Raw genomic sequence first — 25,211 nt, forward strand, 5'->3', positions numbered from 1 at the left:
CCGGCCTGCGCACCCGGCCGCGCGACCGGCGCCGCTTCCCCGGGACCGACCCCGACCTGCCGGCGAAGCTGCTGCCGCCGGACCGGCCGCGCCGCAGGCGGACGCCGCGCCGGACAGCTCCCCGGCCCGACCCCGGCCCCGCCCGTGCCAGCATGACCGGTGTGATCAGCGGCCTGCGCATCGGCGTGCTCGGGCCGCTGCAGGTGCACGACGCCGACGGCGCACCCCTCGCGGTCGGCGGCCCACGCCCGCGCTCCCTGTTGGTGCTGCTGGCGCTGCAGCCCGACCGGACGGTGCCGGTCGAGCAGCTCGTCGACGCCCAGTACGGGCGGTACCCGCCCGCGGACGCCGTCGGCGCGGTGCAGGCCCAGGTGGCCCGCCTGCGGCGCGCCCTGCCCGCCGGCGCGCTCCTCTTCGAGGGCGGGGGCTACCGGCTCGCGGTCGACCCGGAGAACGTCGACGCCGCCGAGTTCGAGCGCCTCGCCGCACGCGGCCGGTCGTTGCTGGCCGCCGGGGACCCGACGGGCGCCGCCGCCGCGCTGCGGGCCGGGCTGGCGCTCTGGCGCGGGCCAGCGCTCGCCGAGCTGCCGGGCGACGCGCCGGCCGCGGTGCGCTTGACGGAGCTGCGGCTGGCCTGCGCCGAAGACGCCGCCGAGGCCGAGCTCGCGTCACCCGCGCCCGCAGCTGACCTCGTCGCGCGGCTGCGGGCCCTGGTGGCCGAGCACCCGCTGCGGGAACGGCTGCGCGGGCTGCTCATGCGCGCGCTCGTCGCGGCCGGCCGCCCCGGCGAGGCGCTCGCGGAATTCGAGACGGCGCGCCGGGTCCTCGCCGAGGAGCTGGGCACCGACCCGTCGCCCGAGCTCGCCGAGGTGCACGCCGCGATCCTGCGCGCCGAACGCCCCGCGACCCACCCTCGACGGCCCGCGCCGCCGCTCACCTCGTTCGTCGGTCGCGCGGCCGAGCTCGCCCGGGTGCGGGCGGCGGGGTCGGCCCGCCTGGTGACGATCGTCGGCCCCGGCGGCATCGGCAAGACGCGCCTCGCCCTCGAGGCGGCGCCGGACGCCCCGGTCGTCGACCTCACCGACGTCGTCGCCGAGACCCCGGCGGAGGTGGCGACGGGGGTGCTCGCCGGGCTGGGGGTCCGCGAGGCGGGCCTGGGCATGGGGCCGCCGGGCGCGGACCCGGTGCAGCGGCTCGCGGTGGTCCTCGCGGGCGTGCCCCGGCTGGTGCTCGACGGCTGCGAGCACCTCGTCGACCCGGTGGCGCGGCTGGTGCGCCGGCTGTTCGCCGCCTGCCCCGACCTGGCGGTGCTCGCGACCAGCCGCGAACCGCTCGGCATCACCGGGGAGGTGCTCGTGCCGCTCGGCCCGCTCCCGGCCGACGAGGCCGAGCGGCTGTTCGCCGAACGGGCCGCGGCCGTGCGGCCCGGCGCCGCGGTCGCCGACCACGCGCCCGCGATCTGCGCCACCCTCGACGGCCTGCCCTTGGCGATCGAGCTCGCCGCCGCCCGCCTGCGGCAGTTCCCGGCGGCCGAGCTGGCGCGCCGGCTCGCGGCCGACGACAGGCTCACGCTCCTCAGCAGGGGCGACCGGACCGCCGCGGCCCGGCACCGGACGCTGCGGGCGGCCGTCGAGTGGAGCTGGGACCTGCTGCGGCCCGACGAGCAGACGCTCGCGCGGCGGTACTCCGTGTTCCGGGGCGGCGCGCCCGGCGACGCGGTGGCGCGGGTCTGCGCGGTCGCCGAGCCCGACGACCTGCTCGCCGACCTCGTCGACCGCAGCATCCTCGTCGCCGACCCCGACGCCGATCCCGATGCCGGCGGCGTCCGGTACCGGATGCTCGAGACCATCCGCGCGTTCTGCGCGGAGCGGCTCGCCGCGGCGGGCGAGGGCCGATCGGTGCGCCGGGCGCACGCGCAGTGGGCGCTGGAGTGCGCCCGGGAAGCCGACGCTCAGCTGCGCGGTCCCGAACAACTCACCGCGCTGCGCCGGCTCGGCGCCGAGGACGCCAACCTCACCGTCGCGCTCGACTGGGCCGTCGAGCACGCTCCCGAGACGGCGTTCGACCTCGTCGCGGCGCTGTCGGCGTACTGGTGGCTCTCCGGGCGCAGGGTGCGGCCGGGCGCCGCCGCGGCCGCGCTGCTCCGACGCGAGCCGCCGCCGGGGGCCGAGGAGGGGTACGTCTGCGCGGTCGTGCACGCCCTGCCGCGCGCCGCCCCCGAGCAGCGGCGGCGGGCCGCCCGGATCCTGGCCCGGCGGGACCGGCCGCTGCGCCACCCGTTCACCGCGGCGATCTGGGGCATCGCCGTCGGCCCGTGGGCGCCGGACGGGAGCGACCCGCGGGCCGTGGTCGGCGCCGACGCCTGGGCCGCGGCGCTGGTGGGGCTGGGCGATCACCTCCTGCAGGCGTTCGGGGGCGAACCGGCGGCCGGGGAGGCCGGTCTGCGCGCGGTGCTCGCGCGGTTCCGCGAGCTGGGCGAGCGGTGGGGCACCGCCCAGGCGCTCGACGGGCTCGCCCACGTCGCGAGCTGGCGCGGGCAGGTCGACCGCGCCGACGAGCTGTGGGCGGAGGCGCTCGCCGCGATGTCCGAGCTGGGCGCGCTGGAGGAGTGCGCGGACCTGTGCTGCCGGCGGGCGGAGAACGCGCTGCACCGCGGGGACCTCGACGCGGCCGCCGCGCACGTGCGCGCCGCCCAGGAGCGCTGGGCGGCGGCCGGCAGGCCGGACCGCGGCCCGGCGGCCGCGCTGTTCACCGCGGCCGAGGTGGCCCGCGGGCGCGGGGACGTCGACGAGGCGCGCTCGCTGCTCCACGCGGCCGCGGACGCCGCCCGGGACGGCGACTTCGGCAGCGCCGGGGTGCGTGCGCAGGCCCTGACGGTGCTCGCCCGGCTCACCGCGGACGACGACGCCGCGGCCGAGCTGCACCGGGCCGCGCTCGCGGCCGTGCGCGACTCGCCGCTGCGGCGGGACGTCGCCGACGCGGCCGAGGGCGTGGCCGCCGCCGCCCTGCGAGCCGGCGATCCGTCGCGCGCGGCGCTGCTGCTCGGGGCCGCGGTGGCGTTGCGCGGGACGGCCGTGGCCGGGCGGACCCACGCCGCCGAGCTGGCGGCGCAGGCCCGGGAGGCGCTCGGCGCGCACGGGTTCGCCGCCGCCTTCGCGCACGGCGCCGCGCTCGCCCCCACCGCCGCCGAGGCCGCTGTCGACGACGCGGCTCGGCGGCTGTCGGTGGGCTGTCGGTGAGCTGTCGGTGACGGAGGCGAGCCTCGCCCCGTGACCGAGAACCGATCCTCAGACCTCGACGTCCTCGTCTCCGGCGCCGGCATCGCGGGCCCCGCCGTCGCGTTCTGGCTCCACCGCCACGGCGCCCGCGTCACCGTCGTGGAGAAGGCCGACGGCGTGCGCGCGGGCGGGCAGGCCGTGGACGTCAAGGGCGACGTGCACCGCACCGTCCTGGAGCGCATGGGCATCCTCGACGAGCTGCGCGCCCACCAGACCGGGGGCGTCGACCAGGCGATCGTCGACGCGACCGGGCGGAGGCTCGCCGTGCTCCCCGCCGCGTTCTCCGCCGGGGAGCTCGAGATCCGCCGGGGCGACCTCGCCGCGATCCTGCACCGGCGCACCCGCGACACGTGCGAGTACGTGTTCGGGGACGCGGTCACCTCGCTCACCGAGACCGCGGGCGGCGTGCACGTCACGTTCGAGCGCGGCGCGCCCCGCACGTTCGACCTGGTGGTGGGCGCCGACGGCATCCACTCCGGGATCCGGCGGCTCGCGTTCGGCCCCGAGGAGCGGTTCGTGCGTCACCTCGGCTACCACTACGCGCTGGTCGAGCTGCCCGCCGGGAACCCCTTCGCGGACGTTCCCGCCGTCGTGTACAACGAGCCGGGCCGGATGGCCGCCGTCGGCGGGCCCGACTCGCCCGCGTTCTTCGTCTTCGCATCCGACCCGCTGCACTACGACCGCTACGCGGTCGACGAGCAGCGGCGGATCGTGCTCGACGCGTTCGCAGGCGGTGGTTGGCGGTTGCCGGAGCTCCTCGAACAGGTGCGCAGCGCCCCGGACGTCCACGTCGACTCGATCAGCCGCGTGGAGATGGACCGCTACGCCGCCGGCCGGGTGGTGCTCGTCGGCGACGCCGGCTACGGCAACACGCTCGGCGGGTTCGGCACCGGGCTCGCCCTCGTCGCCGGGTACGTGCTGGCCGGGGAGCTGGCGCTGGCGGGCGGCGACCACCGCCGGGCCTTCCGCGCGTACGAGCAGCGGTTCCGGCCGTACGCGGCGGTGGCGCGCAAGGGCCACGCCGGATCGTTCCTCGCCCCGGCGAGCCGCCGCGGGATCCGGGCGCGCAACCTGGTGCTGCGGGCCCGCCCGCTGTTGAGCGCGCTGCTGTGGGTCACCGACCGGTTCGCGACGAACATCGAGCTCCCCGACTACGCCGCGCTGCTCACCGCGCGGCGGAACCCGGCCTCGACCACCTGAGGCGCCGACGGTTCGCCCGCCCGATCCCGGGGAACCGGATGGCGACGAGCCACCGCGGGATGGAGACGATCAGTGGGTCAGGACCAGTTCACCCAGCAGCACCCGGCCGAGCAGCACTCCGCCCCGGGCAGCGGCGACCGGACCGTGCCGCACCCGGGCCGCACCGGCGAGCTCGACGTCCGGCCGGACCACGGGGAGGCGACCTACCGGGGCAGCGGGCGGCTCGAGGGCAGGAAGACGGTGATCACCGGTGGCGACTCGGGGATCGGCCGCGCCGTGGCCATCGCGTTCGCCCGCGAGGGCGCCGACGTGCTCCTGTCCTACCTGCCGGACGAGGAGGAGGACGGCCGGGAGACCGCGCGCCTGGTCGAGGAGGCCGGGCGGCAGGCGGTGCCCGTGCCCGGCGACCTGCAGGACGAGGCCCGGTGCCGGGCGGTCGTCGAACGGGCCGTGCGGGAGTTCGGGCGGATCGACGTCCTGGTCAGCAACGCCGCCTACCAGATGTCGCAGGACGAGGGCATCGACGGGATCACGAGCGAGCAGTTCGACCGGGTGATGAAGACCAACGTCTACGCCATGTTCTGGCTGTGCAAGGCCGCGATCCCGCACATGCCGGAGGGCTCGACGATCATCACGACCTCGTCGGTGCAGGCGTTCAACCCGTCGCCGCACCTGCTGGACTACGCGACGTCCAAGGCCGCGATCGTCAACTTCACCAAGGGGCTGGGCAGCAACCTCACCGACCGGGGCATCCGGGTCAACTCCGTCGCGCCGGGTCCGGTGTGGACGCCGCTGATCCCGGCGACCATGCCCGGGGAGAAGCTCGAGTCCTTCGGGAAGCAGTCCCCGCTGGGGCGGGCGGCCCAGCCCGCCGAGCTGGCTCCGATCTACGTCTTCCTCGCCTCGCAGGAGTCCAGCTACATCACCTCGGAGGTGGTCGGCGTCACCGGTGGTTCGCCGATCACCTGACCGTCCCCGGCAAACCCGGGTGCGGCGGGCGCGCGAGGCTCCGTAGGGTCGCCGTCGTGGGGGTCGGAGGCGGTAGGCGGGCGCGGGTCACGATGACCGACGTCGCCCGCCACGCTGGCGTGTCGACCATGACCGTGTCCAACGTGATCAACGGGCGGTCGCAGCGCGTCAGCGAGTCGACCCGGCAGCGCGTGCTCGCGACCATCGCCGAGCTCGGCTACCAGGTCAACGAGACGGCGCGGAACCTGCGGCGCGGGCGGACCGGTGCGGTCGGGCTCGCCGTGCCGGCCTTCGCGCCGGGCTACTACGGCGAGCTCGCCGACCGGTTGGCGGACCGGTTCGCCGCGCACGGGCTGCGGCTGGCGGTGGAGCGGACCGGCGCGAGCCGCACGGCCGAGCTGGACGCGCTGACCGCGCCGCGGCTGTCCGGCTACGACGGGTTCGTGCTCAGCGTCGTCGCCGGCGACGCCGCCGACCTCGACCGGATCAGCATCGACACCCCGGTCGTGCTGATCGGGGAGCGCGCGGTGCCCGCCCGGTTCGACCACGTGCTGATGGACAACGTCGGCGGCGCGCGGCTGGCGACCGCGCTGCTGCTGCGCACCGGCGCGCGCCGGATCGCGCTGCTCGGCGGCGTCGCCGTGGCCGAGGAGACCATGCCGGGGCTGCGCACCCGCGGCTACCGCGCCGCGCACGCGGAGGCCGGGATCCCGGTCCCCGAGGACCTCATCGTCTCCTGCGACTTCGGTGTGCAGGACGGGTACGCGGCGGTGCACGACCTCATGGCCCGGAAGGTGCCGTTCGACGCGGTCTTCGCCCTGACCGACTCGGCCGCCATCGGCGCGCTGCGGGCCCTCGCCGAGGCCGGGCGGGAGGTGCCCGACGACGTCCAGGTCGTCGGGTTCGACAACCTCGACGACGGCCGGTTCACCGTCCCCGCCCTCACCACCGTCGAGCCGGGCAACGACGAGATGGCCGATGCGATCTGCGCGCTGCTGGTCGAGCGGATCGAGTCCCGGCGCGCCGACGTCCCCGCCCGCGTGATCATGCCGCAGGCGCGGCTCGTGGAGCGGGAGACCACGCGCAGGCCCTGACCCGCCTCAGCCCAGCACCAGCTCGACGGTCGCGAACGAGTGCGGCGGCAGCGGCGCGGTGAGCTCCGTCGACCCGAGCGCGCCCGGCCGCAGCTCCACGTCGAACTCGGTCGGGGCGACCGCGTCCGGCGCGGCGAGCGTGTTGTGGCTCTGCGGCTTGTCCGCGGTGAGGATCCGGGCGCGGGTGGCCGTGGCCGCGCGGCCGCGCAGGTCCAGCCGGACCGTCGCCTCGCGGTCGAGCGCGAGGTTGCTCATCGACACCAGCGCCCGGCCGTCCTTGGTGCTGGCCGAGATCGACAGCGGCGCGAGCCGGTCGTCGCCGACCTCCACGGCCTCGGGCGCCTCCACCAGGTGCACCGGCACGGAGGTGGCGTCCTGGTGCCCCTTGTTCATCTCGAAGACGTGGTAGGTCGGGGTGAGCACGAGCCCGCCGTCGTCGTCGGTGAGCACCATCGCCTGCAGCACGTTGACGGTCTGGGCGATGTTCGCCATGCGCAGGCGGGCGGCGTGCTTGTGGAAGATGTCGAAGTGCAGGCTCGCGACGAGCGCGTCGCGCAGCGTGTTCTGCTGGTGCAGGAACCGCGGGTTGGTGCCCGGCTCCGCCTGCCACCAGGTGCCCCACTCGTCGCAGACCAGCCCGACCTGCCGCAGCGGGTCGTAGGCGTCCATGACCGCGCTGTGCGCGGCGATCACGCGGTCGATGTCGGCCGCCTTGACCATCGTGCGGTAGTACTGCTCGTCGGTGAAGTCGGTGGCCGAGCTCTTGCCGATGCCGTCGCCGGCGAACGTGTAGTAGTGGAACGAGATCCCCTGGAACACGCCGCGCGGTCGGGCGGTGCAGCCCAGGCAGCTGATCGCCTTCATCAGCGCCTCGGTCCAGGTCAGGTCGTCGTCGCTCGCGCCGGCGGCGATCCGGTACAGCCGGTTGTCGCCGTGGTCGTGCAGGAACGTGGCGTAGCGGCAGGCCAGGTCGGCGTAGGCCTCGGCGCGCAGGTGCCCGCCGCAGCCCCAGGCCTCGTTGCCGATGCCCCAGAACGGCACCTTCCACGGTGCGTCGCGCCCGTTCGCCTTGCGCAGGCGGACCATGGGGGAGTCCCCGTCGCGGGTGAGGTACTCGACCCACTCGCTCATCTCGCGGACCGTGCCCGAGCCGACGTTGCCGTTGACGTAGGGATCGGCGCCCAGGAGCTCGCACAGGGCCATGAACTCGTGGGTGCCGAAGTGGTTGTTCTCCTCGACGTCGCCCCACAGCGTGTTGACCATCACCGGCCGCTCGTGCTTCGGGCCGACCCCGTCGCGCCAGTGGTAGGCGTCGGCGAAGCACCCGCCCGGCCAGCGCAGGGTGGGGACGTCCAGTGCGCGCAGCGCCTCGACGACGTCGAGCCGCAGTCCGCCCTCGTTCGGGATCGGTGAGTCCTCCCCGACCCAGAACCCCCCGTAGATGCAGCGGCCGAGGTGCTCGGCGAAGTGGCCGTAGAGGTGCCTCGAGATCGTCGGGCCGGTGACGTCCAGATCGACGACGGCGCGGGCGTCTGATGTGGCCATGGGGATCCTCCCTCGATCGACGACGGCCTCGAAAAGTTTCGATCGGCGCGTTACCCGATGCGTCTTCCCAAGGCGAGATTTGACGTTATACCGTGTCCGCCACCACGCGCTCTCCGGCACGGTCGACCGCCGCCCTCGGGCTCGGGAGGCGAAACTTTCGGTTCGTCGTGGCCGGCGGAGCCGCTCGTCTGCCCGGACACAGGAGGCACACCGCTGTGAAACTCCGCATCAGCCCCTCCCTCGCGTTGTTCGCCGCGGCCGCGCTCGCGGCGGTCACCGCCTGCTCACCGGGATCGTCATCCGGTGGCGGCGGGGACCCGAACGTCTTCGAGTTCTGGTCGTTCAGCGGGATCGACCAGCAGCGCGACGTCGACGACTACATGCGCGCCCACCCCGAGATCCGCATCGAGCTCACCGAGGTCGGGAGCACGACCGAGACCGCGCAGGCGCTCACCACCGCGCTCGCCGGCGGCAAGGTCCCCGACCTGGTGCTGATCCAGGGCGACGACCTGCCCAAGTTCGTCCAGCAGCCGCAGAACTTCCACGACCTGCGCGAGTTCGGCGCCGACGAGATCAAGGGCGACTACCTGGACTGGGTGATGGAGCAGGCCGTCGCCCAGGGCGGCGAGATCATCGGCATCCCCACCGACGTCGGTGGCCTGGCCGTCGCCTACCGCAAGGACCTGTTCGCCGAGGCGGGCCTGCCCACCGACCGCGAGGAGGTCTCCCAGATGTGGTCGACGTGGGACGACTTCATCGAGGTCGGCAAGCGGTACAAGGAGGCGACCGGCAAGGCCTTCCTCGACAACGTGCCGACGAGCGTGTTCTTCCAGGCCGTCAACCAGGTCTCCCAGAAGTACTACGACGACGCCGGCAACCCGATCTACGACCGCAACCCCGAGGTCAAGGCGGCCTTCGACCTCGCGCTCCGGGCGATCGAGGCCGACATCTCGGCCCGGATCTCGTTCGGCTCCGACGGCTGGAACGCCGCGCTGCCCCGCGGTGACTTCGCGGTCGTCTCCGCGCCGTCGTGGCTCCTGGACCAGATCCGCCGGTACGCGCCCGACACCGCCGGCAAGTGGGACGTCGCCCGCATCCCGGGTGGGGCGGGCAACTGGGGCGGCAGCTACCTGGCCATCCCGGCCCGGGCGCAGAACCCGCAGGCGGCGTGGAACTACATCCGGGAGATGCAGTCGCCGGAGCACCAGCTGCAGCACTTCCTCGACGTGGGCGCCCTGCCGACCACGCCGTCGGTCTACGACGACCCGCAGCTGACCGGCAAGCGCGACGAGTTCTTCTCCGGCGCACCGACGGGGGAGATCTACACGCAGGCGCTGCTGGGCCTGAAGCCGTTCCACATGGGGCCGGACACCGGCACGATCGGCACGGAGTTCCTCAACGCGCTCACCAACGTCGAGCAGGGTTCGGGCGACCCGGCGACGGCATGGGACGACGCCGTGCGCAACATCCGCACGGCCATCGGGGCGTAGCGGCGATGCGACGCCGCTCGCTCGACCCCGGGGAGGCGGTGTGACCGCGACGCGTGTGACGGCAACGCCGACGCCGCGCGCGCCCGCTCGCGCGCCGCACCGCCGCCCCGCGGGGTGGGCGCTCCCGCTGCGGGAGCGGATCGCCCCGTACGCCTACATCGCCCCGTTCTTCGTGCTGTTCGGGGTGTTCGGGCTCATCCCGTTCCTGTTCACGTTCTACATCGCGCTGTTCGAGTGGAACCCGATCGGGGACCAGACGTTCACCGGGTTCGACAACTTCGTCCGGATGCTCGGGGACGCGCGGTTCTGGAACGCGACGCGCAACACGGTCAGCATCTGGCTGCTGTCGACCGTGCCGCAGCTGCTCGTCGCGCTGGTGCTGGCGCACGTGCTCAACCACGCCCGGCTGCGGTTCGCGCTGTTCTTCCGCATGTCGATCCTGGTGCCCTACATCACCTCGGTGGCGGCCACCGCGATCGTCTTCGCGCAGATGTTCGACCGCGACTACGGCCTTCTGAACTGGCTGCTCGGGCTGGTCGGGATCGGCTCGATCGACTTCGTCCAGTCCGTGTGGGGCAGCCACGTCATGATCGCGGTGATGGTCGCGTGGCGCTGGTTCGGCTACACGACCCTGCTCTACCTGGCATCGCTGCAGGCCGTCCCGCGCGATCTGTACGAGGCGGCGTCGATCGACGGCGCGGGCGGGTGGGCGCAGTTCCGCCACATCACCGTGCCGTCGCTGCGACCGGTGATCATCTTCACCGTCGTGACGTCGACGATCGGCGGCCTGCAGATCTTCACCGAGCCCCTGCTGGTCGCCCGCACGACGAACCTCACCTGCGGCCCGGTGCGGCAGTGCCAGACGCTGACGCTGTTCCTCTACGAGCAGGGCTTCGGCCAGTACCAGTTCGGCTACGGCGCGGCGATCGGCGTCGCCCTGTTCGTGATGATCATCCTGGTCGCCGCGGTCAACTACCTGCTCTCCGCGCGGATCCGAGGGGCGTGAGGCATGGCTGACACGACAGCCGGTTCCGTGATCGGCACGACGATGACCGGCGGGGCAGCGCCCGGGCGGGCGCGGTCGTCGGGGCGGTTGGGCCGGGTGCGGTGGTGGAGCTACCTGCTGCTCGGCGTCGCCGCGTTCGCGTCGATCTTCCCGCTCTACTGGATGTTCGTCGTCGCCTCGACCGACTCGGCCACGGCGACGCAGATGCCGCCGGAGATCGTGCCCGGCGACAACTTCTTCCACCTCGCCGGGCTCGTCTTCGACACGGTCCCGTTCCTGCAGGCGATCGGAAACAGCCTGGTCGTGGCCACCACGATCGGCGTCGGGCAGGCCGTGCTGTGCGCGCTGGGCGGCTTCGCCTTCGCGAAGCTGCACTTCCGCGGCCGCGACGTGCTGTTCCTGATCGTGGTGCTGACGATGACCGTGCCCACCCAGCTGGCGATCATCCCGCAGTACATGATCATCTCCTGGCTGGGCTGGGTGGACACCCTGCAGGCGATCACGGTGCCCGGCCTGGCGAGCGCCTTCGGGATCTTCTGGATGCGCCAGCACATCGCGGCGACCGTCAGCGACGAGCTGGTGCAGGCCGCTCGCATCGACGGCGCGAGCACCTGGCAGATCTTCTGGCGCATCGCGTTCCCGATCGTGCGGCCCGCGGCGTTCGTGCTGGGCCTGTTCGGGTTCGTGACGGCGTGGAACGACTTCCTGTGGCCGTTCATCGTCCTGAAGTCGCCCGAGCGCTTCACCGCGCAGATCGCGATCAAGGCGCTGCAGAACAGCTACACGATCGACCTCGGGCTCGCGATGTCCGGCTCGTTCCTCGCCACGCTGCCGCTGCTGGTGCTGTTCGTCTTCGTCGGCAAGCGGATGGTCGCGGGCATCCTCGAGGGGGCGTTCAAGGGCTGACACCCGGCCCGCGCCCTCCCTCTGCGAGGGCGCGGGCCAGGTCGCCCATCGCGCGGGTGAGCTCGTCGAGGCCGCGCCGCTCGTCGCGGCGCCAGTGCCGGACCTGCTCGGCGGTGAGCGCGGCGAGCAGCACGTCGGCGCGCAGCTCCGGGTCGGGCGCGCCGGCCTCGGCGAGCAGGATCCGGCAGTGCAGCCGCCACAGCCGGTGCGAGCCCGTGCGCAGCCGGGCGCCCGGGCGCGCGGTCTGCGACATCGCGACGACGTCGAGGTGGGCGTCGACGTAGGCGAGGTAGGCGTCCGTGAACGCGACGAGCCGCTCGACGGCGGGTGCGCCGGGGCCGAGCGGCGGAGGGCCGGCGAGCATCCGCTGCTGCAGCTCGGTCTCCCGCTCGTCGAGCAGCGCCGCGGCGAGCCCCGACTTGTCGCCGAACCGCCGGTACAGCGTGCCCTTGCCGACGCCGGCGGCCGCGGCGACGTCGTCCATGCTCACCGCCGCGACGCCGCGCGCCGCGAACAGCTCGGCGGCGGCGGCGAGCACCTTGCGCCGGTTGCGCGCCGCGTCGGCGCGCTCCCTCGGTGCGTCGTCGGCCAACAGGTCCACGGGCACGAGCCTAGCGTAACCGGACCGAAGTCCGTATCGTCGGCGGCATGAGCTTGTCCACCGAAGAGGGGCTCCGCCTCGTGCGCACCTACGGGGGCGCGGAGCACTGGCTTGCGGTGCTGGTCACGAGCGGCCGCACCGCGCCGTCGGTCAGCGTGGTCAACGCCGGCGTGCTGCCGCACCCGGTCACGGGGGAGCCGACCGTGGCGTTCGTGTCCCGGGGCGGCACCGCCAAGCTCGCGAACCTGCGCCGGGACCCGCGGGCCACGCTCGTGTTCCGGTCGGGCTGGGAGTGGGTCGCGGTGCGCGGCCCGGTCGAACTCGCCGGGCCGGACGACCCGATGCCCGGTGTGGACCTGCGACAGCTGCTGCGCGACATCTTCACCGCAGCGGGCGGCACCCACCCCGACTTCGACACCTACGACCGCGTGATGGCCGAGGAGCGGCGCACCGCGGTGCTGCTGCGGCCCACCCGGTTCACGACCAACCCGCCGGGCACCGAGCACGAGGAGGGCTGATGACCGCGATCGAGGTGTGGTCCGACCTGCTCTGCCCGTTCGCCTACGTGGGGCTCCTGCGGATGCGGCGCGCCCGCGAGCGGCTGGGGCTCGACGTGCCGGTCGAGCACCACACGTTCCCGCTGGAGCTGTTCAACGGGCCGCACCGGCGGCGCGGCACCGACACCGAGGCCGTCGGGCTCGGGCAGATCGAGCCGGAGGCCGGCTTCCGCGTGTGGACGGCCCCCGACGACCTCTACCCGCACAGCGTGCTGCTCGCCGCCGAGGCCGTGCACGCCGCGAGCGCGCAGAGCCCGGCCGCGGGGGAGGAGCTCGACCTCGCCCTGCGCCGGGCGTTCTGGACCCGGTCCTGGTCGATCGGGCAGCGGCAGGTGATCCTCGACGTCGCGGCGGAGGTCGGGCAGGTCGACGTCGACGCGCTGGCCGGGGCGCTCGACGACGGGCGCCACCGCTCGCGCGTCATGGCCGACCACGCCGTGGCCCGCACCGACGCGATCCCGCTGAGCCCCACGTTCCGCCTCCCCGACGGCACCACCGTCGCGAACCCGGGCATCGAGGTGCACTGGGAAGGGCCGTTCGGGGAGGGGTTCCCGATCGTGGACCGCCACGACCCGGGCGTCTACGACGATCTGCTGCGGCGGGCGGGATGAACCTGCGCCGGGTGGTCGTCGGCGTGCTCGCCACGAACTGCTGGATCGTGTCCTCGGGCGGGGAGGCGCTGGTCGTCGACCCCGGCGACGAGCCGGAGCGGGTGCTGGCGGCCACCGCGGGCCTGCGGGTGCGGGCCGTCGTGCTCACCCACACCCACTTCGACCACGTCCTCGCGGTGCCCGCGCTGGTCGACGCCTGGGCGGTGCCGGTGCTCGCCCACCCCGCCGAGGCGCCGGTGTGGCCGCACGAGGTGGCAGGCGTGCGCCGCGGCGGCCACTGGGACGCGGGCACGGCCACCGCCGCCCTGCTCGCCGAGGACCCCGCGCGGCTCGCGCCGCCCGAGCGGCTGTGGGACGGGGCGTTCACGCCCGTGGCGGACGGCGACGACATCGCCGTCGGGGACCGCGCCGTCCGGGTGCTGCACACCCCTGGCCACACCCCGGGCGGGATCTGCCTCCTCGCGGGGCGGCACCTGCTGAGCGGCGACACGCTCTTCCCGGGCGGGCCCGGGCTCACCGGCCCGCCGCTGTCGGACTTCCCCGCGATCGTCGACTCGGTGCGCGGGCTGCTCGCGCTCGACGAGGCGACGGTGGTCCACCCCGGGCACGGCCCGGATACCACGGTCGGGTCGGAGCGCCCGCACCTCGACGAGTGGATCCGCCGCGGCTGGTGAGCCGGGCCCCTCACCCGGCGGCGTCGGGTCCGTACCGCCACGCCATCCAGACCAGCACGGTCGTCACCGCGAACGCCGCGGCCCCGGCGAGCGACCCGGCGGCCAGCACGAGCGTGCTGAGCAGGAACCCGCTGGCGAGGAAGATCTTGTTGCCCACCCCGCCCTTGCGTCGGGGCAGGTCCTGGGCGCGGGCGGCGAAGGAGCGGGCGAAGTCGGGGTCGTCGGTCAGGAGCCCGCGTTCGACCTCGCGCAGCGTCTCCCGTTCCCGGTCACTGAGCACGGCGCACCTCCCGTGTCGGCGTTTGCCTCCCGTGGCGATCGGTGCCCTACGGTCGTTTATATCGTAGCACGATGTATCGTGAGCCGATATAGTACGGGGTCGTGGCGAAACGCCGGGGGCGTGAGTGGTGTCATGGGGCGGTGGCCGACGACGGGGATGCCGGCGCCCTGACCAAGAAGGACTTCGAGGCGCTGGCGCGGTTCCGGTTCGGGATCCGCCGCTACCTGCGCTTCAGCGAGGAGACCGTGCGCAGCCACGGCCTGACCCCGCAGCAGTACCAGCTGCTGCTGGCGCTGAAGGGGTTTCCCGGGCGGGACTGGGCCACCGTGCGGGAGCTGGCCGACCGGCTGCTGTTGCGCCACCACAGCGTCGTCGAGCTGGTCAACCGGGCGCAGCGGCAAGGGCTCGTCGAGCGCGTGCCGCACCCCGACGACGCGCGCGCCGTCCGCGTGCAGCTGACCGCCGACGGGGAGCGGATCCTCGGCCGGCTGAGCGCGCTGCACCGCGCCGAGCTGCGTCGGATGGACGACGTGCTCGCGCTGCCCACCTGGAACGGTGAGGTATCGGGGCCCGATCCGGCCACTTCTTCGGGGTAGCCCGATCGGGGGACTGTGTGCGTGGCGCAACGCATCGCGCGCCGCAGCGACCAAGATCGACTACGTGACCGCTGGGCGCGTGTTCGACGTGATCGACTTCATGGAGAAGCGGCCTGCCCTCGTCGCGGAGCTGTTGCGCGTGCACGTCGACGACGGCACCGGCCGCTGCGCCGGGTGCTCGTGGCGGACGGCCGCGGTGCCGAACCACCCGTGCGCGATGCGGTGGTACGCCGAGCGCGCCGACGAGTCGCTGCGCGCCCGCCGGGCGCGCGACGACGCGTCGCCCGCCCGTGGGCGGCGGCTCAGCCGAGCAGGTCGAGGGCGGCGCGGATGACGCTGTCGGCGTCGAGCCCGTGGTGGCGGTACACGTCGTCGAGGCCGCCGGACTGGCCGAACCGCGTGACGCCGAGGTGCGTGGCGTCGACGCGGTGGATCCCGGCGAGGAAGGCCAGCGTGTGGGGGTGGCCGTCGAGCAGGGTCACCATCGGCGCGGCCCGGCGGGCGGGGAAGGCGGAGTCGAGGATCCACGTCTCGGCCTCGCCGCGCCCGGCGCGGGCCTGCACCGCGTCGAACAGCAGGCCGGGGCTGGTCACGCACACGACGTCGGCGGGCACCCCGAGCGCGTCCAGCCGGTCGGCCGCGGCGAGCGCCTCGGGCACGACCGCCCCCATCGCGACGAGCGTGACGGCCGGGCGGCCCTGCGACCGGCGCAGCGGGTAGGCGCCCGCGACGACCTGGCGGCGCCGGTGCTCGCGGGCGGCCGGGTCGGTGGGCACCGCGGCGAGGGTCTGGTCGACCGGGCGGGTCGACAGGCGCAGGTAGGCCGAGGTCCCGTCCGGGCGGCCGAGCCGGGCGAGCGACGCGAGCAGCGTCCACTCGACGTCGATCGCGAACGCCGGCTCGTAGCCGATGCAGCCCGGCTGCTCCAGCCCGATCGACGGGGTGGTGACCGACTGGTGCGCGCCGCCCTCCGGTGCGAGCGACACCCCGGACGGCGTGCCGACCAGGATCGACTGGCCGCCGGCGTAGATGCCGAACGACCACGGCTCGAGGGCCCGCTCGACGAACGGGTCGTAGAGCACCCCGATGGGCAGCAGGGGCTCGCCCCACCGGCTCCAGGTCGCCCCGAGCTCGCCGAGCAACCCGACGAGGTTGGTCTCGGCGATCCCCAGCTCCAGGTGCTGGCCGGTCGGGCGCTCGCGCCAGTGCAGGATCGTCTCCGGGTCGTCGGCGAACCAGTCCACCCGCTCGCGCGGCGACCAGACCCCGACCTTGTTCACCCAGCCCGCGAGGTTGGTCGACGAGCTGACGTCCGGGCACAGCGTGACGACCCGGCCGGCCACCTCGGGGGCGGACCGGGTGAGGTCGAGCAGCGTGCGCCCGAGCGCGGCCTGCGTGGTGGCGGTGCCGGCCGGGGTGCGCCCGAAGTCGGTGGGGACGGCGAACGTGCGCGGCGCGGGCGTCGGCTCGCGGCGCAGCCGGCGCGCCACCTCCGCGCACAGCCGGGCCGGGGCCGAGCCCGCCGGGAACCGCGCCCACGGGTCGTCGACCGACGTGCCGAGGCGGGCGGCGAGCTGCGCCATCTGCTCGTCGGTGAGCAGCGACGAGTGGTTCTGCGGATGCCCCTCGGTGGCGAGGCCGCGCCCCTTCACCGTGTAGGCGAAGATCACCGTGGGCCGGGTGTCGTCGATCGAGGAGAGCGCCTGGTCGAGCGCGGCGAGGTCGTGCCCGCCGAGGTTGCGCACGGCCGCGTGCAGGGTGTCGTCGTCGAGGTCCGCGACGAGGCGGGCGAGCTCCGGGTCGCCGCCGGGCAGCCGCTCCCGCAGCTGCGCGGGTGTGCAGCGCAGGAGCCGCTGGTACTCCGGGTTGGTCATCTCGTCGATGCGCCTGCGCAGCGCGGCGCCGCCGGGCCGGGTGAACAGCTCCTCGAGCAGGTGGCCGTACTTGACGGTGAGGACCTGCCAACCCGCCGCGGCGAACATGCCCTGCAGCCGGGGGACGCCGATGCCGGGGACGACCCGGTCCAACGACTGCCGGTTGACGTCGACGATCCAGACGACCTCGCCGAGCTCGGCGACCATCGGGTCGAGGATCGCCTCCCAGCACGCGCCCTCGTCCAGCTCGGCGTCGCCGACGAGCGAGTACTGCCGCCCGCTGCCCGCGCCTGCGCCCTTCGAGGCGAGGTAGCGGCGCGCGAGCGCGCCCCAGATCGGGGCGGTCGCGCCGATGCCGACCGACCCCGTGGAGTAGTCGACCGGGTCGGGGTCCTTGGACCGCGACGGGTAGGCCTGCAGGCCGCCGAACTCGCGCAGCGTCGTCAGGTAGCGCTGGTCCAGCTCGCCGAGCAGGTAGTTGATGGCGTGCAGCACCGGCGACGCGTGCGGCTTCACCGAGACCCGGTCCTGGGGCCGCAGGTGGTTGAACCACAGCGCCGTCATGATCGTGACCATCGACGCGCTGGACGCCTGGTGGCCCCCGACCTTGAGCCCGGTCGGGTTCGGGCGCACCCGGTTCGCGTGGTGCACGATCGCCGTCGCGAGCCACAGCACCCGCTTCTCGATCTCGCGCAGCGGCTCCGGCGAGGACTCCGGCAGGGACGAAGCGGCGGCCGGCCGCGGGTCGACGATCGTCATCGCTCCTCCTCGTGCCACGATGCCTGAAATGGCAGCACCCCGGAGGTGGATTGCACAACCATGACGGTTGATGTTGAGCAGACTGTTCAGCCGCGGGGTGCGGTGACGAGGGAGGTGCGGGCACTGTGCGCAGTGCGGACCGGATCGACGCGACCGACGCGCGGCTGCTGCTCGCGCTCGCCGAGAGCCCGCGCGCCACGGTGCTCGCGCTCGCCGAGCGCACCGGGCTGTCGCGCAACACCGTGCAGGCCAGGCTCGCCGGGCTGGAGGCCCGCGGCGTGCTCACCTCGTTCGAGCGGCGCATCGACCCGGCCGCGCTGGGCTACCCACTCACCGCGTTCGTCATGGTGCAGGTGACCCAGCGGATGCTCGCCGAGGTCGCGGCGGCCATGCACGAGGTGCCGGAGGTGATCGAGGTGTTGGGCCTTTCCGGGCCGACCGATCTGTTGGTGCGCGTCGTCGCGCGTGACGCCGACGACCTCTACCGGATCGCGGGCCGGCTGCTCGCCACCGACGGCGTGGAGCGGACGACGACGTCGCTCGTCATGCGCACGCTCGTCGAGCACCGGATGCAGCCGCTGCTGGAGCGGATCGCGAAACCGTGACGGGTGGCAGATCGTTTCCGCTTCACCCGCGAAAGTGGCACCGCGCCGCACTTCGCGCTGGGCGGTTCCGTCGGATTGCGCCGCTTCCGGATCTCCCGTTGCAGATCGGGAAAATCGATGCGTCGAACCGGTCGGTCTCCGTCAGCGTGGCGTCTCCCCGGGGTGCGCGGTGGCCGTGCCGCGGGACCGCGCCGGCCCACCGCGGCCGGCCGGGCCGACCGCAGCAGCGGCGTCCGGGCCCCGGGGGCCGGGTGTCGCCGTCCACTTCCCGCGGTGCCGACCCGGTCCCCGACGTGGGTCGACGCACCTGGGCGTGCGCACGCCCAGGGTGCCGTCGCGGAAGGTCTGGCGAATGCCGTGATGCGTCTGGTATCTTCCCCATCACCCTCGGTTCACGAATCGAGGGGCCCTTCACCGAGCCGCGAGGTTGCTGACGACTCGCAACGTCGCGATCGGGATGTCGCAGGGTTGTCGGGCGTGTTGAACACCGCCCGGTCGGGGTTCGCTTGCCCCAGGCGCGTCCCCGTTGGGCCCTGCTGTGCTGTCACTTTTCTGGCGATTCCATTTCGCATTCCCGTCTGACCGGTCCGTGTCCTGATCAGATCGGTCGGCACCACGAGGGAGAAGCAGAGCCGTGTTCGCGCGTCGGGTTCGCGACGGTGGGGCCATGGGCCCCGCCGCGCATGCCGGCGCGCGCGTCGTGCGGCTGCGCCTCTCGGCCGCGGACCGCCTGTGGCTGGCGCTGCGCTCGATCCTCGCCGTCGGGATCGGCGTGGCCGCGCTGTGGGTGGGCGGCGCGCTGCTGGCCGCGCCCGCGGCCGCCGCGGCCGTGGTCCCGGCGCACACGCTCGCACTCGGGGCAGGGGCTGCGACGAAGGCCGCGGGCGGTCGCGCCGCCGGTTCGCGGTTGTTCGCCGCCTCGTCCGACGATGACGACGACGATGACGACGGTGACTCCGACTCCCGTCGCGAGTCCCGTTCCGAGCGTCGTGATCGGGACTCGGATTCGGATCGGAAGGATCGTTCGGAGCGGCGGGACCGGGATTCGGATCGGAAGGACCGTTCGGAGCGTCGCGACCGGGATTCTGATTCGGATCGGCGGTCGCGTGCCGAGCGGCGCGAGTCCGACTCGGATCGCGAGTCCCGCCGGTCGCGGCACTCCGACGCCGACTCGGATCGGCGGTCGCGAGCGGAACGGCGCGACTCGGACTCCGACCACGCGTCCCGCTGGTCGCGGCGCGACTCGGACGCGGATCGCGAGTCGCGCTCGTCGAGGCGTGACTCCGACTTCGACTCGGACCGGAAGTCGCGTGCCCAGAGGCGCGACTCGGAACCGGACCGGAAGCCGCGTCCCTCGTGGCACGGGTCGCGCCCGGACGCCGACGACGAGCCCCGCTCCCGCCGCGGCTCCGCCCCCGAGGTGGAGGGCGAGCGGCCGTCTCGCGGGGACGAGGACCGCTGGGCGGCGCACCGCGACTCGGACCGGAAGCCCTCGTGGCGCGGATCGCGCTCGGATTCCGACCATGAGGCTCGTCCGGTGCGTCACGACTCCGATGCGGACGCCGGCGGGGAGCGGCGGTCCCGCGGAGACGAGCAGGGCTGGGCGGCGCGCCGCGGCTCCGACGCGGACCGGGGGCCCCGACCATCACGGTACGAGTGGCGCCCCGACGCGGACGACGAGCCCCGTTCCCGCCGCGGCTCCGCCCCCGAGGTGGAGGGCGAGCGGCCGTCTCGCGGGGACGAGGGTCGCTGGGCGGCCCGCCACGATTCCGACGCCGACCGGTGGTCCGGGCGCCGCAGCCGGGGCGACTCGCGCTCGGAGCACGAGATCGGGTTCGCGGTCTCGTACTCGGGGCGCAGCGTCGGGGACGGATCGACGTGGTCGAGACCCGCGTCGAGGACCGGCTGGTCGCCAGGTGCGGACGACGAGCGCGACCGTTCCCGGGCGGACGGGCGCCGGCGGTTCTCCGAGGGAAGCAGGGCGTTCTCCGGCGCGGACGATTCGGGCGGCCACGCGGCCGAGCGGACGTCGGCCCGGTGGTCGATGGGCTCGGCGGAGGAGCGGTCGGGGCAGCGAGGCGACGCGTCCCGGCGGTTCGGATCCTCGGCTGACGACGCCTGGTACCCGAAGCCCGCCCGCCCGTGGTCGGACGACGAGCCGACGCGCTTCCGGAGCGGGTGGGACGACTGGAGGCCCGAGGAGCGGCGCGACCGACCCGGCCCCCGCTTCTTCGTGCGGACCCACGACAGGGGACCGGGCGCCGACGAGGACGCACGGGACGGCTGGCGCGCCGGGCCGCGGGAGGGGCACCGCCACCACGGTGGATGGTGGCACGGGCCGTCGCGGGGGCCCGACGAGCGCCACGACGGGCCGTGGCGGTGGCCGGTCGCCCGGGACCACGGCGGCTTCGACGCGGAACGGTCGATCCGGTACGGCCGCGATCGCCACGTGTTCGATCGGGCGCGCGGGGACGAGCTCCCCGAGGACGCCGACGATGCGATGCCCACGTCCGTCGTGGACGTCGCCCGCCGCGTCACCGACTCCGTGGCGGAGCTGGTGTCCGATCGCGGAGAGGACGCGGGCGCGATCGCGCGCAGCGTGTTGAGGCACGTGCCCGAGTGGGTGGCGGCCGCGTCCTCGGGCGAGGACATCAGCGACCGCGTGCGCGCCGTGCGCTCCGAGTGGACGAAGCGCGACCGCGCCACCCGCGGCGAGCACGGACCACCTCGATTCGATCGACGCGGGTTCACGCCCGACGGCGATCTCGTGCGCTCGGTCGGCGACAGATCACCGGGCATGTACGACGACGGCGGTCGCGCCACCGAACGGGACGGGCGGCGGCGGCCGGGCCGACTGGTCGCGTCCGAGCGGCACCACGGGGCCGTGCTGCGCGACGCGTCGGACCCGCGACCGCCCGTCGACGCCGAGGCGCTGAGCCGGATCGGCGACCGCGTGGTCGAGGTCGTCGAGGAGGCGGTGTCCGGCGGTGACGTCGAGGACCTCGTCGAGGCCGTGAAGCGGCTCGCCGACGAGGTGTCCCGGACGATGCGGTCGGGCCGCGGGCCGTCCGACCAACCGGAACAGCTCCTCGCCGTGCTCGCGCGCGACGCGGGCGCGAAACGGTCGGGGGAGCGCCGGTTCGACCCGGGCGGGGATGACGACGCCCTGCCGCCGGACGGACCAGGTGCGGACGGCCTGTGCCTGGCAACCGGCGGCGGATGTGGCGTGGAGGCGTCCAGCACCTCCTGGCCGTCGCACCGGAGCGCGCGCGGTCCACCGGCCTCCTCGATGCGTTCGATGGAAGCCGCCTTCGCCGGCCACGGCGCCTTCGACGGCGGCGACCTCGGTGCCGACCACGGGATCGACTACGGGATCGACTACGGCGCTGCCGGCGGGCCGGCGTACGACGACGGTCCCGACCCGGCGCCCACCTTCCAGACGAACAGCACCGTCACCGACGCCATCCCGTACGGCCAGTTGCTGGTCGACGACAGCCCCGGCACCGCGCTGACGAACCACTCGGACACCGATGCCGGTGGGTCCGGTGGGGCGAACCAGCTGGTGCCCTCCGACAGCCCCGGCACCGTGCTCGTCGACCGCGGCGGCTCCGGGTCGGGCGGGGCTGGCGGCGCCTCGTTCTCGGACGCGAGCGGGAACGGTTCGCTCGTCCAGTCCGGCGGGATCGGTGACTGCCTCGCGTGCGTCACGTCCGGCGAGGTGTACGTCACGCAGACCGACACCCTGCAGGGCGAGAGCATGGCGAACGACACCGCCACCGCGCAGGAACGCACGCCCGCCCAGAAGAAGGCCAACGCGGCGCTCAACGCCCGGCTGAAGGCCGAGAAGGCCGCGGACAAGGTGGAGGCGGCCCGCAAGAAGGTCGCCGCGGGCGAGATGACGAAGGCCGCCTACAACAAGCAGGTCAAGGAACAGAAGGCGCTCGAGAAGAAGGCGGACGCGGCGGCGAAGAAGGTCAGCGCGGCCAACCGCAAGCTGATCAACAGCGTGGTGGCCGGTCAGGAGAAGCTGAACGACCCCAACGCCAACCTGACCAAGAAGCAGCGCTCCACGATCGAGGCGCAGACCAAGAAGCTGCAGAAGGTCACGGGCAACGACGTCGTCGACCGCGTGGAGGTCGGCGAGAAGGGGGCGGCCGCGGCCTGCGGGCGCAGCGGGGCCTTCACCTCGTGCAACACCGCCGCCACCAACAACAAGACCGACAAGGTGGTCCGCGACGACTGCGTCGCGCTCGGCGGGTCCGGGTGCGGGGCCAAGTCCGGCAAGGGCTCGGTCAAGGCGACCGCCAAGTGCACGGCGAAGAGCTGCAAGACCACGGCCACGAGCGGCCGGAACTCCGCCACCAGCGGGTGCGGGGCCGGCGACTGCGCGGTGGCCGCGAGCGCGGACACCCGCCAGACGGCCACCACCTGCCAGGCGAGCAACGGGTGCTCGGGGAGCAGCGCGTTCACCGGTCGCACCACCGACGCCGAGACCGGGAGCAGCGCCAGGACCGAGACGCGGGCCACCGGGTCCTGCACCGGCGGCTGCACGCTGACCACGTCCGCCAGCGCCCGCGACTCGGCCGCCGGCTGCGCCGCCACGAACGGCGGGTGCCGCACCAGCACGACCGGCACCATCACCAGCGGCCGCGGGGAGAAGGCCGCCGTGCGCACGACCTCCGGGCGCAGCAGCTGCACGGTCGAGGCAGGCAGCTGCACCTCGTCCGCGAGCTCTCACGTCGAGCGCCGCGGCGGGCTGATCGCGGCCAGCGACGCGGCGGGCGAGGTCCGCTGCGACAACCCCAGGTGCCGGGGCGAGGCCCGCGCCCGCACCTCCGCGTCGGCGTCCGGGGACGTCAAGGGGGTCCGTGAGAGCGAGGGGAAGGGCCGCTGCACCGTCTACGGCGACGGTGGGTCGTGCGGGGCGAGCAGCAGCTCGGTGGTGCAGAACCGCGACGGCAAACCGGTCAGCGTCTCGCACGGCAGCGCCTACGTCAGCTGCGCGGACAGCAGCCGGTGCGGCGGCACCGCGTCCAGCTCGGCCAGGGCCCGCGACACCGCGGTGTCCGACGGCTGGAAGCGCACGGCCAAGAAGGAGGACTGCCGGGCTCGCGACGGTGGCTGCCAGGTCGCGACCACGTCGTCCGCCAGCAGCACGCGCGACTTCGTGGCGCGGGACCCGAAGACCGGCAAGCCCCTGACGAAGGGCGAGCGGGGCGCCAGCGCGCGGTCGGTGTCCGAGGGCAGGATCACGTGCGACTCCCCGAGCTGCCGGGTCACCGTCCGTTCTCAGTCGGCGGCGTGGGACGGCAAGCGCAGCGCACCCGACACCTCGAAGGGACACGCCACCTGCGAGGGCGGCGACACCTGTGAGGGGCGCGTCGTCTCGGTCGCCTACTCCGGTGCCGGCGCGGCGCAGACGCTGTCGGGCAACCCGACCAAGAAGCGGCTCACGTCCGGGCCGTCGACCGCCACGGCCTCCGGCGGCGTCGTGTCGTGCGACGGGCCGGGCACCTGCAACGGCAAGGTCACCAGCTCGGCCAGCGGGACCGACGCCGCCACCTCGACCACGAGCGGCGACCGGAGCTGGGCCTCCTGCAAGGGCGTGTCCGGCGGGCACTGCCAGGGCGTGACCAACTCCGGTGCCTCCTCCGGCCCGGACGCCTCCTCCATCGGCGCGCTGTACGCGGGCCGGTCCACCGACAACGCCGAGACCGGCTCGGTCCAGACCGGTGACGCGCAGGAGGACGGCGGCGACCGCGGCCCCGCCGGGAAGAACGCGGTGCTGCCGCCCGTCGGGGCGCCCGGCGCCGCCGCGAGCTCGGGCGCCGCGACCGTGGCGGGCGCGTCGAGCTGGTCGGCCGCCTCGGCCACGCTCGAGTGCACCGGTGGCGGCAAGTGCTCCGGACGGCCCTCCACCTCCGGCGGCAGCACCACGCGGCCGAACAACGCCGACGGCGGCGTGGGGGCGCGCGGGCCGCCGACGGCCAAGGGCACCCACGTCGAGACCACGGGTACCTGCAGGACCACGGGCAGCGCCTGCACCATCCAGAGCACCTCGTACTCGGTGTCCGGCCAGGCCGTGGTGGACACGATCCTCGCCAACGCCCGGACCACGGCCGCGCAGACCGCCGCCCAGGCCAAGCAGGCCCGGCAGGCTGCCGCGCAGGCCCGCGAGGCCGCCGCCGCACCGGGCGCGACCGCGAAGCAGAAGAAGCTGGCCGCCCAGGCCGCCGAGACCGCACGGGAGGCACGTCGGATCGCCGCCGAGGCGGCGCGGATCGCTCGCACCGGCAAGGTGACGAACCCGCCGGCGAGCCTGTCGGTGTCGAACGTGATCGGCCAGTGCGCCGGTCGCGGCTGCACCGTGACGACCACCGGCGACGTCGGTGGCGCGCCCGGTCGCTCGCACACCGACGCCACCTGCCGCGGCAAGGCCGGCGGGTGCGCGGTCACCAGCAGCGCATCGGCCACCCTCACCGGCAACGCCGGCGTGATCACGGCCAAGAACAGCAAGCGGACCACGACCGTCCCGGGCCTGACCGCCACCGGCCAGACCGGCTCGCAGGCCCACTGCCCGCAGGCGGGCTGCAAGGCCGAGTTGAACGGCCGCTCCGTCAACGGCCAGGGGACGCACGCCACCGGCCGGGTCGCCTGCACCGGGAAGACGGCCTGCGTCGGCCAGATCGCCGCCGGCTCCAGCACCGTCGTCTCCGGCCAGGGCACCACCCGCACGGCCGCCGTCACCGGCGACTGCCAGGGCACCGGGTGCCGGGCCACGACCACCGGCGCCGCCCACACCGGCGGCCTCTCCACCGCCTACGGCCGCTGCGTGGCCGGCAAGAACGGCACCTGCTCGGCCGCGGCCCAGGTGGCCGCGTCCGCGAGCGGCACCCAGGCCATGGCCGGGGCGGCGTGCACCGGCGCCGACTGCCGCCGCTCCTACCGCGCCCACAGCAGCGCCTCGGCCGCGGCCGGTGGCGCGAGCGCCCACGGCACCGCCACCGGCTACTACACCGGCGGGAAGGGCGCCGGCCGGGTCGTCACCAGCGCGTCGGCGATGGCCGCCGGCGGCTCCGGGCAGGCTTCTGCGTCCTGCCACGGCACCAAGGGCACCAACTGCAGCCACTCCTACTCCGCGTCCGCGTCGGCCTCCGCGTCCTACG

The 25,211-nt window shown here is 74.6% G+C and carries 18 protein-coding genes; 14 read left to right on the forward strand and 4 right to left on the reverse strand.

The features are described from left to right. The first annotated feature begins 152 nt into the window (after window positions 1–152). The 4 genes from VKZ81_RS12860 to VKZ81_RS12875 all read left to right on the forward strand — a co-directional run bounded on the left by VKZ81_RS12860 (window position 153) and on the right by VKZ81_RS12875 (window position 6,541). Window positions 153–3,239 carry an AfsR/SARP family transcriptional regulator gene (locus VKZ81_RS12860; protein WP_324241748.1) on the forward strand — a complete coding sequence of 1,029 codons (3,087 nt, stop codon included), beginning with the start codon at window positions 153–155 and terminating at the stop codon, window positions 3,237–3,239. Between the two features lie 30 nt (window positions 3,240–3,269). Next, window positions 3,270–4,478 carry an FAD-dependent monooxygenase gene (locus tag VKZ81_RS12865; protein WP_324241749.1) on the forward strand — a complete coding sequence of 403 codons (1,209 nt, stop codon included), beginning with the start codon at window positions 3,270–3,272 and terminating at the stop codon, window positions 4,476–4,478. Window positions 4,479–4,622: 144 nt separating this feature from the next. Further along, on the forward strand, window positions 4,623–5,447 hold the full coding sequence (locus tag VKZ81_RS12870) for an SDR family oxidoreductase (RefSeq protein ID WP_324241764.1): 825 nt from the start codon (window positions 4,623–4,625) through the stop codon (window positions 5,445–5,447). A 92-nt stretch (window positions 5,448–5,539) separates the two neighbouring features. Beyond that, the gene (locus VKZ81_RS12875; protein ID WP_324241765.1) at window positions 5,540–6,541 is read left to right on the forward strand and encodes a LacI family DNA-binding transcriptional regulator; all 1,002 of its coding nucleotides are present in this window, start codon (window positions 5,540–5,542) and stop codon (window positions 6,539–6,541) included. Between the two features lie 6 nt (window positions 6,542–6,547). On the opposite strand, the gene VKZ81_RS12880 is transcribed toward VKZ81_RS12875, so the two are convergent. Beyond that, window positions 6,548–8,086 carry an alpha-N-arabinofuranosidase gene (locus tag VKZ81_RS12880; protein WP_324241750.1) on the reverse strand — a complete coding sequence of 513 codons (1,539 nt, stop codon included), beginning with the start codon at window positions 8,084–8,086 and terminating at the stop codon, window positions 6,548–6,550. Between the two features lie 215 nt (window positions 8,087–8,301). On the opposite strand from VKZ81_RS12880, the gene VKZ81_RS12885 reads away from it, so the two are divergent. Genes VKZ81_RS12885 through VKZ81_RS12895 form a run of 3 tightly spaced genes read left to right on the forward strand, consistent with a single transcriptional unit; the run spans window position 8,302 to window position 11,488 of the window. Further along, window positions 8,302–9,576: an ABC transporter substrate-binding protein gene (locus tag VKZ81_RS12885; RefSeq protein ID WP_324241751.1), complete on the forward strand. Its 1,275-nt coding sequence runs from the start codon at window positions 8,302–8,304 to the stop codon at window positions 9,574–9,576. Window positions 9,577–9,616: 40 nt separating this feature from the next. Further along, on the forward strand, window positions 9,617–10,582 hold the full coding sequence (locus tag VKZ81_RS12890) for a carbohydrate ABC transporter permease (protein WP_324241752.1): 966 nt from the start codon (window positions 9,617–9,619) through the stop codon (window positions 10,580–10,582). 3 nt (window positions 10,583–10,585) lie between these two features. Continuing rightward, a complete protein-coding gene (locus VKZ81_RS12895) occupies window positions 10,586–11,488 on the forward strand; it encodes a carbohydrate ABC transporter permease (protein WP_324241753.1) in 903 nt (300 codons plus the stop codon). Here VKZ81_RS12895 and VKZ81_RS12900 read toward each other — a convergent pair. Then, the gene (locus tag VKZ81_RS12900; RefSeq protein ID WP_324241754.1) at window positions 11,478–12,089 is read right to left on the reverse strand and encodes a TetR/AcrR family transcriptional regulator; all 612 of its coding nucleotides are present in this window, start codon (window positions 12,087–12,089) and stop codon (window positions 11,478–11,480) included. The two genes, VKZ81_RS12895 and VKZ81_RS12900, sit on opposite strands and share 11 nt — an antisense overlap. A 47-nt stretch (window positions 12,090–12,136) precedes the next feature. Between VKZ81_RS12900 and VKZ81_RS12905 the strand changes: the two genes are divergently transcribed. From VKZ81_RS12905 to VKZ81_RS12915, 3 genes are read left to right on the forward strand one after another with little or no spacing between them, the layout of a single operon-like run. After that, on the forward strand, window positions 12,137–12,607 hold the full coding sequence (locus VKZ81_RS12905; RefSeq protein WP_324241755.1) for a pyridoxamine 5'-phosphate oxidase family protein: 471 nt from the start codon (window positions 12,137–12,139) through the stop codon (window positions 12,605–12,607). Further along, entirely contained in the window at window positions 12,607–13,257 is a 651-nt protein-coding gene (locus tag VKZ81_RS12910; protein ID WP_324241756.1) for a DsbA family oxidoreductase, read from the forward strand. The genes VKZ81_RS12905 and VKZ81_RS12910 overlap by 1 nt, the downstream gene beginning before the upstream one ends. After that, entirely contained in the window at window positions 13,254–13,931 is a 678-nt protein-coding gene (locus VKZ81_RS12915) for an MBL fold metallo-hydrolase (RefSeq protein ID WP_324241757.1), read from the forward strand. Before VKZ81_RS12910 ends, VKZ81_RS12915 begins: the two co-directional genes overlap by 4 nt. A 10-nt stretch (window positions 13,932–13,941) precedes the next feature. On the opposite strand, the gene VKZ81_RS12920 is transcribed toward VKZ81_RS12915, so the two are convergent. Then, window positions 13,942–14,211, reverse strand: a complete 270-nt coding sequence (locus tag VKZ81_RS12920) for a DUF3040 domain-containing protein (RefSeq protein WP_324241758.1) — start codon at window positions 14,209–14,211, stop codon at window positions 13,942–13,944. A gap of 140 nt (window positions 14,212–14,351) precedes the next feature. Between VKZ81_RS12920 and VKZ81_RS12925 the strand changes: the two genes are divergently transcribed. Further along, window positions 14,352–14,807 (forward strand): MarR family winged helix-turn-helix transcriptional regulator, encoded by a 456-nt coding sequence (locus tag VKZ81_RS12925; RefSeq protein ID WP_324241759.1) that lies wholly within the window; start codon window positions 14,352–14,354, stop codon window positions 14,805–14,807. A gap of 64 nt (window positions 14,808–14,871) precedes the next feature. Next, a complete protein-coding gene (locus VKZ81_RS12930) occupies window positions 14,872–15,141 on the forward strand; it encodes a hypothetical protein (RefSeq protein ID WP_324241760.1) in 270 nt (89 codons plus the stop codon). On the opposite strand, the gene VKZ81_RS12935 is transcribed toward VKZ81_RS12930, so the two are convergent. Next, a complete protein-coding gene (locus tag VKZ81_RS12935) occupies window positions 15,110–17,440 on the reverse strand; it encodes a thiamine pyrophosphate-binding protein (protein ID WP_324241761.1) in 2,331 nt (776 codons plus the stop codon). The genes VKZ81_RS12930 and VKZ81_RS12935 overlap by 32 nt on opposite strands. 125 nt (window positions 17,441–17,565) lie before the next feature. Between VKZ81_RS12935 and VKZ81_RS12940 the strand changes: the two genes are divergently transcribed. Both VKZ81_RS12940 and VKZ81_RS12945 read left to right on the forward strand, forming a co-directional pair. Next, complete coding sequence (locus VKZ81_RS12940) at window positions 17,566–18,045, forward strand: Lrp/AsnC family transcriptional regulator (protein ID WP_324241762.1); 480 nt, start codon at window positions 17,566–17,568, stop codon at window positions 18,043–18,045. 2,449 nt (window positions 18,046–20,494) lie between these two features. Then, a partial coding sequence (locus VKZ81_RS12945) for a hypothetical protein (RefSeq protein ID WP_324241763.1) occupies window positions 20,495–25,211 on the forward strand: 4,717 nt, incomplete at its 3' end.

Origin of the sequence: Pseudonocardia sp. (genome assembly GCF_035305885.1) — a bacterium.
Classification (GTDB): Bacteria; Actinomycetota; Actinomycetes; order Mycobacteriales; family Pseudonocardiaceae; genus Pseudonocardia.